This window comes from Paractinoplanes atraurantiacus (assembly GCF_900215205.1).
Taxonomy (GTDB): Bacteria; Actinomycetota; Actinomycetes; order Mycobacteriales; family Micromonosporaceae; genus Actinoplanes; species Actinoplanes atraurantiacus.
Genome location: NZ_OBDY01000020.1, coordinates 176646 through 187391, shown reverse-complemented (window position 1 = coordinate 187391; position 10746 = coordinate 176646). Strand labels below are relative to the sequence as shown.

Here is a 10746-nt window from a genome sequence, read left to right as displayed (position 1 = left end):
GCCGCGACCGGTCCCGGCGTAGCGGTCAAAGGCGGATACGTATAAACCCGGCCGCCGGCATGAATGGTGTATCCATGACGCCACCGCCGACCCGTCGCCGGGGAGATACCGACCTCCCGACACGCCTGCCCGTTACTCCACCCTTGCCCCATCAGCCGAAGATAACGATCCTGACGAGCTGTCGTCGGCCGACGCCACTCCCGCTCCCCTGATGACTGACCCACCCTGACCCCAACCCGTCAGGTGTTGCAACCACCGCAAGAACCCAAGAACCCCAGCTGCGCCATGAACCATTATCCCGCGGCTGGAAGATCGAGAACAAAGGAAGGATCATGCCAATTTCCGGCAGTGCGGAAATTGGTACGAGGCCGACGAGAAAAGGCATTTCCCGGTCAGTGAGATACAAACTCCACAGGGAGGGTGCGGGACGATGAGATGGCTGATCAAGGGCGCGCCGATCGGACGGAACAGGCGACGGGGGATCTTGATTTGGGCTGGCCAGGTGGGGTGTCGATATCATCGGGCGACCGTCCCGATACTGGAGCGTCGATGACCTACCCTCCCCCCGTCGACCCGTATGACTCGCCGCCGCACACCGAACCGCTCTACGAACAGCCCGACTTCGGTCGGCAGGGTGTCCCTCCACCTGTCCACGACCGTCACCCTTACCGGCCGCCGGTCTTTCCGGCGGCCCCAGCGCCGGCGCCGGTTCCGCCGCGGAGCGGGTCGCGGACGGTGACGATCAGCCTGTTGGTGGCGGCTATCGCGGTTGTCGTCGTTCTCGGCGGAGGTGTCGTCTTCTATTTGGTCGGTGAGAAGGTCTCCTGGGGCAAGGGTGACGGGGGCGGGGGCACGCCGAGCAATGGTGCGAGCGCCGGCCCGAGCCTCTCGGCGAAGGAAGCGATCAGCATCAAGGAGCCGGCCACGCTGAACGGGCAAGCCAAGATCGAGGCCGAGGAGCTGTCCTCGCTGACCACCGACATGGAGAAGGAACTGGAGGGCTATCCGGGGGCGGCCAACGCTTTCGGGGCCGTCTACGGCGACCTGGCCGACCGGAAGTTCTTCGCCGCTCTCGCGGCCGAGGTCGACGTCGACGATCCGCAGCGGATGCTCGACACGGCGTTCCAGTCGTTCTCCGGGGTCAACCAGCTCGAAGGGGTGTCGCCGGCCAGCACCGGGTCGCTCGGCGGGGTGGCGCAGTGCGGCGGCACCACCATCGACGGCGAGGATGTCGCGATCTGCGGGTGGGCCGATGAGGGCAGCGTCGGCATGATCCTGTATTTCTACGAGACCGCTGTGGATGTGAAGGGCGACTTCCCGGACATGCGCGCGGAGATCGAGACCAAGAGCTGACCCGCCTTCCCGGCCGGGCGGGGGGATGCCCGGCCGGGAAGGCGGGAGTTTCAGCGGGCCGGGACGAGGGCCGGCGCCGGGCGGCCGACGGTCAGGCCGATCGCGGCGGTGACGACGGCCAGCACGGCGGCCAAGGACCACGCCCAGCGGAAGTCGGTCGCCGAGGCCGATGTGATGCTGGAGCCGACGATCGTCACCAGCAGGGCCACGCCGATCGAGGCGGAGATCTGGCGCAGGGCGTTGACCAGGGCCGAGCCGGTCGCCGCGCGGTCGGCCGGCAGGGATTGCACGCCGGCGGCGATCAGGGTGCCCAGGGCCAGGCCGACGCCCGTGCCGGTCAGCAGGAGGCTGGGCAGCAGGTCGCGTACGTAGTCGGGCTCGGTGGAGATGAGCGCGACCCGCCACAGCATGCCGGCCGCGAACAGCAACGCGCCCAGGACCACCAGGCGGCCGTGGCCGAAGCGGTGCACGGCCCGGGCGGTCAGGATGGTCACGATCGGGACCAGGGCCGGGCCGGGGACCAGGGCGACACCCGTGCGCAGGGCGCTCCAGTGCCACACCTCCTGGCACCACAGCACGTTGGACAGCAGCATGATGGCGAAGGCCACGCCGAACGTCATGGTGCCCAGGCCGGACGACCCGAAGCGAGGAAGGCGCAGGAGGTGCAGTTCCAGCAGGGGCGTGTGATGGCGTACGGACCGAATGGCGAACCAAACGCCCGTCACCAGGGCCAGCGCCGCCAGAGCGAGGGTTCCCGGTGACAGCCAGCCCCAGTCCGGCGCCTCGACCAGCGCGCCCGAGAGTGACGCCACGGCCGCGGTGATCAGGACGGCGCCGAGCAGGTCGGGCAGCGGGCCGGTCTCGCGGGCGGCCGGGCGCGGCAGCGCGACCAGGCCGGCGATCAGGGCCAGGGCGCCGATCGGCAGGTTCACCAGGAAGACCCAGCGCCAGTCGAGCTCGACCAGCAGGCCGCCGGCCACCGGTCCGGAAGCGGCCGCGAGTCCGCCGACGGCGGCCCAAGACCTGGTCGCGGCGGTCCGGCGACTTTCCGGTACGGCGGCGAGCAGCAGCGCGAGAGAGGTGGGCAGCTGGGCGGCGGCGCCGACCGCCTGGAGGACCCGGGCCGCGACCAGCCATCCGAGGGTCGGTGCGGCGGCGCAGGCGACCGAGGCCACCGTGAAGATCACGACGCCGGCCAGGAAGACCGGCCGCTGCCCGATCCGGTCACCGAGGCGGCCGGCGACGACCAGAAGAGCGGCGAGCGTTATCGCGTACGCGTTGAGCACCCAGCTCAGGTCGCCCAGGGAGGCGTGGAAGTCGGCGCCCATGGCGGGCAGGGCAACGTTGACGATCCACAGGTCCAGGTTCGTCATGAAGACCGCGAGCGTCACCACGAGCAGGGCGAGGCGACCCGATGATCTTGGAAAGGAGGGCGATTTTCCAACCACGGCAGCACCGTAGCCGGTTTGGTTGGAAAATCAAACCGTGCGATGCTCGGGGTGTGACCGACGTCCGCCGTGACCCCGCCACCCTGCCCGGGCGCCCTTGCTCTGTGGCCGCCGCTCTGGAGCTGGTGGGCGACCGCTGGGCTTTGCTGGCGGTCCGGGAGATCTCGTTCGGCAACGGCCGCTTCAACCAGATCGCCCGCAACACCGGCGCGCCCCGCGACCGGCTGGCCGCCCGGCTCAAGGACCTGGCCGAGGCCGGCATCGTCGAGAAGGACGACGGTTACCGCCTGACCGAGGCCGGCCGCGACCTGTTCCCGGTGATCTGGTCGCTGTTGGCCTGGGGCGACCGCTGGGCGGTGACCGAGCCTCCGGTCCGCGTCGAGCACCGCCACGACCACGAGTTCCGCCCGGCCACGGTCTGCGAGACCTGCGGCGAGCGCCCGGCGCCGGGCGACCTCACGCGCAGCATGCTGTCGCCCGGCTGGACGATGACCGGCCCGGAAACTCAGTAGGCGACGGAGAAGCGGGTGCGGCGGTGGGCGCCGGACTCGATCTCGTCGGCGAAGGCGATGGCGTAGTCGGCGCCCGAGACGTACGAGTTGCCCTGGTCGTCGGTCAGGAGGATGTCGCCGCCGACGCGGAACTTGCCCGTCCTCTCGCCGGGGGTGTAACCGCCGAAGCCGGCCGCCGGGCTGACGTAGAACCAGTCGAGGGCCTGGTCGGTGGCGCGCAGGGCGTCCAGCGCGTCGCGGGCGGCCAGCGCCTCGCCCTTGTACGCGTCCGGGAACTCGGGCGTGTCGACCAGGGCCGGACCGCCCTCGGCGACGAGCAGCGAGCCGGCGCCGCCGACGAAGCCGAGGCGGGCGCCCTGGGCCACCGCGGCCGCGGTCAGGCTGGGCAGGGCCTCGATGAGCTGCGGCTCGTCGGCCTGCGGGCCGAAGCGGAGCGCGACCACGATGTGGTCGGCGCCCTCGGTGACGCTCCGGACGAAGTCGGCGTCGTGGATCGAACCGGCGTCCGCCTCGATGCCGTCGGGCAGCGTGGAGATCTTCCGGGCGACGCCCTTCACCTGGTGTCCGCGGGATGCCAGCTCCGCGCCGATGTGCCCGCCCGCGTACCCGGTGATGCCGAAAACGACGACCTTCGCCATGGTTTGCTCCTGTATCTCTCAGATAGATACTACCTGAAAGATAGCATCGCGTTACCGGCCGGGCCGGCGACCCCATCCGCCCTCAGGGGCCACGCCGGATGTCACGGTCGCGATCTGCTGGGCCGACCCCAGGCTGCCCGTGGAAGCCAAGCCGCCGACGGTGTCGCCTCCGGCCTGGCCGCCGGAGTAGATCCGGTAGTCGGTGTCTTTCCTCAGGGCCTTCGACGAGAAGACGATGTTCTCGGCCGGCTTGTGGGTCACGAAGGTCGCCAGAACCTTGCCCTTGGCGTCAGCCACCTGGACGGTCGTCCCGGCGGGCACCGCGGCGTCCGGGGTGACGGCCAGCCAGGCCTGGGGCGAGTCCTCCGCGGGCGCCACCGGCATGCTCGCGCTGCCGGCGGCGAAGAGCGTGCCGCCCGTGACGGTGAACGTGCCGTTGACGTCGAGGGCGCCGTTGCCGCGCCCGGACGGCCCGCTCACCACGACGGTGCCGCCGCTGACGAAAGCCGTTCCGTTGGAGTCGAGGCCGTCCCCCTCGGCGTCGATCACGAGCGTGCCCCCGGTGATGCTGGCGGTATAAGCGCCGACCTCCTCGCCGCCGTCGCCGCCGGCCGCGTTGAGACCGTCGTCGCTGGAGACGATCGACGAGTCGCCGCCGGTCACGTCCACGTGCGCCGCCTCGAAGCCCTCGACCGACGAGATCACCTTCACCGTGCCGGCCGAGACGCGCAGGGTGTCCTCGGCATGGACGCCGTCGTCGCCGCCGGCCGCGCTCACCGAGGCGCCGGCCAGGTGGATCGCGCCGTCGCTGTGCACGGCGTCGTCGCTGGCGTCGACCGTGGCCGAGCCCGCCTCGAGGACGGTGATGACGCCCGACTTCAGGCCTTTGGTGGACGGGTCGCCGGCGGGCGCTGTCTCATGACCGCCGCCGGAGGTCACCTCGACTTTCCCGCCGGTCTGCACGAGGTCGGTGGCCGCGTCGAAGCCGTCGCCACCGGCGGTCACCGTCACCTCGCCGCCGGAGACCGCGATGAAACCGGCCTCGGCGTCCTCCTCGTTGTCGGCTTTGAGCCCGTCGCCGCCGGCCGTCACCCGGATCGTTCCCGCCCGTACGGTCAAATAGTCTTTGCCCCTCAGACCGTCGTCCTTCGCTGTGATGGTCAGCTTTCCGGAGGAGATCAACAGGCCGTCCTTCGAGGCGATGCCGTCGTTGCCATTGCCGGCCACGGTCAGCGCGCCGTCGCCACTCACGGTGAGATCGCCGGCGCTGAACAGCGCGGCGTTGACATCGGCGCTTTCGGCGTACGAGGGCGCGTCGGCCAGAGAGTTGGTTCCGGCGAGTACGACATCGAGCTGCGCCACCTCGACGGCGGCGATCGCGGCGGTCGTCGAGCTGCTGATCGTGGCGTTGTCGAGGACCAGCGTGACGGCCGCCTTGGGCGCGTTGACGACGACCTGGCCGTTCAAGGAGCCGGTCAGGCGATAGACCCCCGCAGCGCCGATCGTGACGGTGCCGCCGTCGACCTTGATGCCGGACGAAGACGCGGCGATCGAAGCGGACGCGCCCGACAGCGTGATTGTGGCCGCGCCTTTGGCATCGGCGTTCGCGCCCGCGTGTACGGCCTCGTTGGCGGACAGAACGGCGGCGGCCGAGGACGAGGCGGGAGCGGAGGAGCCGGAGGCGGGCGGAGCGGAAGCCGGAGGTGAGTCGTCGGAGCAGGCGACGAGCAGGGACGCCAGGACGGCGGAACCGACAGCGGCGGCTAGTTTCTTCATCGACGGCTCCCCAGGGGCTCGAGGTGGCGGCGCGCCACGGGGCCCCGAACGGCTCTGCGGGAACTCGAAGTAGTGGCGCGCCACAGGGCGGCGGCGTGGCATTTCACAAACGGCCTTCCGGCGGGTCGAAGTGGCGGCGCAGCAGCGGGCGCCAGCGGTTGGCGGGTAGGGCGGGGCGCAGGACGGCCAGGCCCGTCGCGTATTTGGACATCGGCGACGGGCGGTGGGCCAGCGACCACAGCAGCCGGTCGATCGGCGACGTCAGCCGTGGCGACTTCGTCTCGACGACCACGCGGCCGGGCAGTGCGGGGCCGGCCGGTTCGCCGGGCAGCGCCCAGGCCAGGTCGTGGTCGATGGTGACCCGGCTGCCGCTGGACGGGACGAACAGGGTGGTCCGCTCGTAGTGGGTGGTCAGCGCCGGCGCGAACGAGGGCTCGACGGCGATTCGTGCCTTTGTCAGCACGGCGAGCGCGAGCTCGCGGGCGGCTGTGCCGAGGCGATCGTGCTCACCGGCGTACGGGAAACGGTCTTTGATCGTGATCCCGCGGGAACCGCGGGTCTTCACCTCGAGGACATCGGTGCCGGTGGCCAGGTAGGTGCGCACGCGCAGTTTGAAGCGGCTCCGGCGGCGGCGTGCGGCCCCGAGGTAGCTGTCGAGGCTCGGTGTGTCGAAGTACGTCGATCGGTACGGGAAGCGGCGGCGGCCGTCGATCTCGAGGATCCGGGTGTCGTCCGGGAGGGCGCCGAAGAAGGCGGGCAGGGCCTGAGCGGGCAGTACGTACTTGCGGTCGAACCGTTTGAGCAGCGCGCCCTGCTCGATGAGCTCCTCGAGCGAGATCGTTCTCATGGCGCCGCGGCCACATAACGCACCTCGACCAGCGTGGTGTCATTGACCAGATCGAGGTGACGTACGGACAAATTGACCACCCGGGCGCCGAGGAGGCCCTCCAGATGGTCGCGGAGGGCGCGCTCGTCGGTGTGCGCGGTGTCGAGCTGCACGGTCTGCTGGCGGTAGCGGGAGAACAGCCGCGGATGATCGCCGGCGAAGAGCGTGGCGACGATCAACGTCATCAGGCCGCCGACCAGCCAGTCGACCCGCCCGGTGAGGCCGGGCAGCAGACCCAGGGCAAGAGCGGCGAAATAGTACGCGATCTCGTGCTGGGCGATCTCGTACGAGCGCAACCGGATGATCGACAGCACGCCGAACAGGCCCAGCCCGAGTCCCACACCCACGGTGGCCGACTCCAGGATCGTCGCCACGGCCAGCACGCCCACGTTGACGACCAGGTACGCCACGAGCAGGTCACGGCGGTGGTGGCGGGGGAAGTAGATCCCGAACGCCAGCACCGTGACGGCGACCAGATCGGCCACGACGGCGAGCAGAAGATTCACGCCGACCAGTAAGCCGGGCGTTCCTGTGTACCAGCTGTATTTTGCTGTCCACCTTGCGGTCATTCGCCGGAGTGCACGAATTTACTTAGAAACGCGTCCTGGAAGGCGGGGGATACGGTCCATACGAACGTGCCTCGCCGAGAGAGACTGAGCCGGGAGAGACTGGGCCGGGAGGTTGACCCGATGGCAACGAACGACAAGGAACGAGAGTTCGCCGAGATCGTCGAGCGGCTGACGACGGACTACCCGTCGCTGGCCGGGCGCCGGCGCCTGCCGCAGCGCGTGCTGGTGACCCTCGCCGTCGTGGGTGGGCTCGTGTGGGGCCTGCTCTCGGTCGCGATGGTCGCCTGGGGCGTCTTCGGCGTTGCCCTGACATGCACGCTGGTCGCCCTGACCGCCGCCGCGATAGCCGTGGACGCCTACCGCCGACGACGGCGCTGACTGTTTAGCGCCATTTGCAAGGGGAAAACTGGCGCCATGGAACGAGGCAGCAACAAGCACAGTCCCCGGGTCGACGACGCCCTGGAGCGCGGCGAGCGCGGCCACGACCAGGGCCGGGCCGACGAGTGGAAGATGGCCGAGCCGTCGGGCGAGGACCAGCCCGACGTCTCACCGGTGAACGACGGCGACCCCGCGAACGACCTGAGCCGTTTCGGGCGCTACATCGGCCTGTCCGCCCTGCCCGGCGACCGCGAGCGGCTGCGGCAGAGCGCCGAGACGCTCGGCGCTCCGGACGACATCCTGGCCGACCTCGACAGCCTCCCGGACGGCGAGACCTACGACAACGTGAGCCAGATCTGGGCGGCGCTCGGCCGCGGCTGACGCCCGTTACAGGCAACACCATTCCATCGGCCGTACGGGCTGGGCCCGCTCACCTCGAAGTCGATCGAACACGAGCTCACCGCCGGCGCGGGCGCGGGCGGCGGATCGACCGGCTCGACGGCGATGACCGTGGCCGCCAGCACCGCGGCGGCTACACAACTGAACATGGGAGCCCTCCAGGCCTCGATTCGTTATGAGTCGAGCCTGGTCGGCGCCGCCCTCGCGGACATCGGGAGCGACACCTCAGAAAGGCCCCCCGGCACCCTCAGATTTCAGCCCGAGCCGTCCCGAGGGCTGGGTGGTCACACCGGGATGATGGTGACGTGGGATCGGACTGGATCTGGGAGCTTCGCGTGCCCGCCTCGGCTCTTCGTGAGTTCTTCGCGCTGGCGGCCGGGCGCGACCTGCACCCGCAGCGGCCGGACGGCCTGATCAATTTGTTTCCCGGTCCGCGTACCGTCCAGGACCTGGACGTTGCCATCCGGGCTCTGGCCGCTGGCGACGAGGGCCAGTGTTTTCGCCATCACCCCGACTTGCATGGGCGCCTGACCGGTCTGTGGCTCGAAGCGGCACAGCGTCTGAACGCCGAGTCCGGCCGCGTCCTCGACGAATGGTCGGTCGACCAGATCTGGCACCTCGGCGTCCACGACGCCGTCCACGCGGCGGGCGGCTGGCCGGCCGAACTGGGCTGGTGTACCTATCTCGGCCCGGACGACTCCCGGCCGGCGCCGCCGCTGCCCGAAGTGGCGGCCCGAACCCGCCGGCTTCCCAACGGCGCGCTGCTGGTCCGCCTTCTCGATGACCCGGCCGCCGTCGACGTGCTCCGCTACGAGTCGCTTCACCGCCGGTGGCTGGCCTCAAGCGGGAACGCTGGAGAGCACGACCTGATCCCCATGAACCCGGCCGACCATGGCGAAATCTGACCGGTCGACGTCGCAGCAGAAGGGCAGATCTCCGGCCAGGTCGACGCGCTCCTCCGAGGGCCGCCCGCCATAGGCGCGGGCGTGCTGGGCGGCGCCTTCCTCGATGCCCGCGACCAGTTCCGCCCGGCTCGGCTCCCCGTTGCCGAGGAGCTCGCTCAAGTACTTCGCGCAGGCCCAGTCCTCGGCCGTCCGCCCGGTACAGACGAGAGCCCACGGCGTCCCGGCATGGTTCCTCGCGATCCACCGAGCGGTGGCTCCGACGGTCAGCGCCGACGCCGCCAGCAACGCCGCCGCGTCCGGGTGACGGACGAGCCCACGCGTCCCGTTCGAGGTCGCCTGGATCAGCCCGCGCCCGTCGAGCTGCGCGCCGGACATCTCGAGCGGCGAGTTCCCGTAGTCGAAATCCGCCGGCTTGAGCCCTCCGACCTCACCGGCCAACAGTCGTTCCGGCCGCACGCGGCGAAGTTTCCGCCCGGCGTCGGCCGAGCCCACGCAGGTTATCTCCGTCGCACCGCGCTCAAAGGCGACCGCCGCTGTCGTAAAGGCCCGAATGACATCGATGACCACGACAACGCTGCCGGGTGCCACCTCGGCGTCCATTCCCACAATCGACACAAGACGCGATCTTCCACGAGGGAGGTTCGAGGCCGCAAAGGCATTCCACGCGTCAGTCTTGACGGAGGCGGCGGTTTCTCTTTGTTTCGAAGGCCACTGCCACCAGCAGCGCGACGATCGCCACGGCCAGGAGCACCCCGCTGGTCATGCGGGAGGCGGACAGCAGCAGGCCGGCGGCCAGGGCGGCGCAGCCGACGGCCATGCCGAAGCGGGAGAAGGCCTGCAACAGGGGCTCGGGGGCCGTCCCGCGGGTCAGGATCCGGACTCCGGACGCGGCCAGGAGCAGGGCCACCAGGCCGAAACCGGCGCCGGAGAGAGCATCGCCCGTGTCCATGACAACACCATATGGGGCTAATCCGGTTGAGCTGGGTGGTTCGCCGACAGTAGCTTCGCGGGGTGATCGATGTGGCGCTGGCCGAAGGGCTGTTGCAGGCGCAGTTTCCGCAGTGGGCGGGGCTGCCGTTGAGGCTTGTCGAGAAGGCGGGGTCGGATCACGTCATCTTCCGGCTGGGCGATGAGCTTGCGGTACGGCTGCCGCGGCACGAAGGGGCGATCGGGCAGGCGAAGAAGGAGAGTGTCTGGCTGCCTCGCCTCGCGCCGGCTCTGCCGCTGGCGGTGCCGGAGCCGGTCGCGGTGGGACGGCCCGGGCTCGGCTATCCGTGGCACTGGTCGGTCGCCCGCTGGCTGGACGGCGAGGTCGCCACCCTCGATCTGGCGGATTCGTGGGAGGCGGCCGAGACGCTGGCCGCGTTTCTCGATGCGCTTCAGCGGTTTCCGGTCGCTGGGGCGCCGCGCGAAGGAGACGATCTGCTCCCGCGACGGGACCGGGCCACGCGGGAGGCGATCGCCAGTGTGGCCGGGGTTTTCGACACCGGGGCGATGACCGCGGTGTGGCAGGCGGCCCTCGACGTGCCCGCCTGGGCGGGGCCGCCGGTGTGGTTTCACGGCGACTTCCACATCGGCAACGTGCTGATGTCAAAAGGAAGAGTCAGCGCGGTCATCGACTTCGGCGGTCTCGGCGTGGGCGATCCGGCGCGGGACATGATGATGGCGTTCACGTTGATGTCCGCCGGGTCGCGCGCGGTCTTCCGGGAAGCCCTCGGCGCGGATGACGCGACCTGGGCGCGGGGACGCGGCTGGGCGCTCGCGGCCGGGCTGAACGCCTACTGCTCGTACGCGAAAACCGACGCCCGTGTGGCCGCGCAGACGACGCGGCAGATCAACGAAACACTGACAGACCTTCGGTTGTCTTTCGGTGGCGGTTGAT

Annotated in this window: 14 protein-coding genes; 6 read left to right on the top strand and 8 right to left on the bottom strand. The window is 70.2% G+C overall.

Going from position 1 to position 10746, the window contains the following annotated elements:
* Window positions 1-152 (bottom strand): helix-turn-helix domain-containing protein (locus CRP55_RS52365; RefSeq protein ID WP_143235106.1); only part of this gene is annotated, 152 nt, incomplete at its 3' end.
* Between the two features lie 583 nt (window positions 153-735).
* On the opposite strand from CRP55_RS52365, the gene CRP55_RS34495 reads away from it, so the two are divergent.
* The gene (locus CRP55_RS34495) at window positions 736-1353 is read left to right on the top strand and encodes a hypothetical protein (protein ID WP_097325774.1); all 618 of its coding nucleotides are present in this window, start codon (window positions 736-738) and stop codon (window positions 1351-1353) included.
* Window positions 1354-1403: 50 nt separating this feature from the next.
* Here CRP55_RS34495 and CRP55_RS34490 read toward each other — a convergent pair whose 3' ends face one another.
* Window positions 1404-2744 (bottom strand): MFS transporter, encoded by a 1341-nt coding sequence (locus tag CRP55_RS34490; RefSeq protein WP_281260835.1) that lies wholly within the window; start codon window positions 2742-2744, stop codon window positions 1404-1406.
* Window positions 2745-2854: 110 nt separating this feature from the next.
* On the opposite strand from CRP55_RS34490, the gene CRP55_RS34485 reads away from it, so the two are divergent.
* Window positions 2855-3313: a winged helix-turn-helix transcriptional regulator gene (locus tag CRP55_RS34485; RefSeq protein ID WP_218854765.1), complete on the top strand. Its 459-nt coding sequence runs from the start codon at window positions 2855-2857 to the stop codon at window positions 3311-3313.
* Here the strand turns inward: CRP55_RS34485 and CRP55_RS34480 are convergent.
* From CRP55_RS34480 to CRP55_RS34465, 4 genes are all read right to left on the bottom strand, one after another.
* Window positions 3307-3951: an NAD(P)-dependent oxidoreductase gene (locus CRP55_RS34480; protein ID WP_097325770.1), complete on the bottom strand. Its 645-nt coding sequence runs from the start codon at window positions 3949-3951 to the stop codon at window positions 3307-3309. The two genes, CRP55_RS34485 and CRP55_RS34480, sit on opposite strands and share 7 nt — an antisense overlap.
* A gap of 51 nt (window positions 3952-4002) precedes the next feature.
* The gene (locus tag CRP55_RS34475; RefSeq protein ID WP_097325769.1) at window positions 4003-5727 is read right to left on the bottom strand and encodes a carbohydrate-binding domain-containing protein; all 1725 of its coding nucleotides are present in this window, start codon (window positions 5725-5727) and stop codon (window positions 4003-4005) included.
* A 103-nt stretch (window positions 5728-5830) separates the two neighbouring features.
* On the bottom strand, window positions 5831-6574 hold the full coding sequence (locus CRP55_RS34470) for a polyphosphate polymerase domain-containing protein (protein WP_097325767.1): 744 nt from the start codon (window positions 6572-6574) through the stop codon (window positions 5831-5833).
* Window positions 6571-7119: a DUF4956 domain-containing protein gene (locus tag CRP55_RS34465; protein ID WP_097325765.1), complete on the bottom strand. Its 549-nt coding sequence runs from the start codon at window positions 7117-7119 to the stop codon at window positions 6571-6573. The genes CRP55_RS34470 and CRP55_RS34465 overlap by 4 nt, the downstream gene beginning before the upstream one ends.
* A gap of 183 nt (window positions 7120-7302) precedes the next feature.
* Between CRP55_RS34465 and CRP55_RS34460 the strand changes: the two genes are divergently transcribed.
* From CRP55_RS34460 to CRP55_RS34450, 3 genes are all read left to right on the top strand, one after another.
* Window positions 7303-7560, top strand: coding sequence for a hypothetical protein (locus CRP55_RS34460; RefSeq protein WP_097325763.1), 258 nt, complete (start codon window positions 7303-7305; stop codon window positions 7558-7560).
* A 36-nt stretch (window positions 7561-7596) separates the two neighbouring features.
* Complete coding sequence (locus tag CRP55_RS34455) at window positions 7597-7941, top strand: DUF2795 domain-containing protein (RefSeq protein ID WP_097325761.1); 345 nt, start codon at window positions 7597-7599, stop codon at window positions 7939-7941.
* Between the two features lie 323 nt (window positions 7942-8264).
* Window positions 8265-8864, top strand: coding sequence for a hypothetical protein (locus CRP55_RS34450; RefSeq protein ID WP_097325760.1), 600 nt, complete (start codon window positions 8265-8267; stop codon window positions 8862-8864).
* Here CRP55_RS34450 and CRP55_RS34445 read toward each other — a convergent pair.
* Both CRP55_RS34445 and CRP55_RS34440 read right to left on the bottom strand, forming a co-directional pair.
* Window positions 8799-9464 carry a 2-phosphosulfolactate phosphatase gene (locus tag CRP55_RS34445; RefSeq protein WP_097325758.1) on the bottom strand — a complete coding sequence of 222 codons (666 nt, stop codon included), beginning with the start codon at window positions 9462-9464 and terminating at the stop codon, window positions 8799-8801. The genes CRP55_RS34450 and CRP55_RS34445 overlap by 66 nt on opposite strands.
* Window positions 9465-9531: 67 nt before the next feature.
* Window positions 9532-9813: a hypothetical protein gene (locus tag CRP55_RS34440; protein ID WP_097325756.1), complete on the bottom strand. Its 282-nt coding sequence runs from the start codon at window positions 9811-9813 to the stop codon at window positions 9532-9534.
* Window positions 9814-9875: 62 nt separating this feature from the next.
* Between CRP55_RS34440 and CRP55_RS34435 the strand changes: the two genes are divergently transcribed.
* Window positions 9876-10745 (top strand): aminoglycoside phosphotransferase family protein, encoded by an 870-nt coding sequence (locus CRP55_RS34435; protein WP_097325755.1) that lies wholly within the window; start codon window positions 9876-9878, stop codon window positions 10743-10745.
* Window position 10746 lies beyond the last annotated feature (1 nt).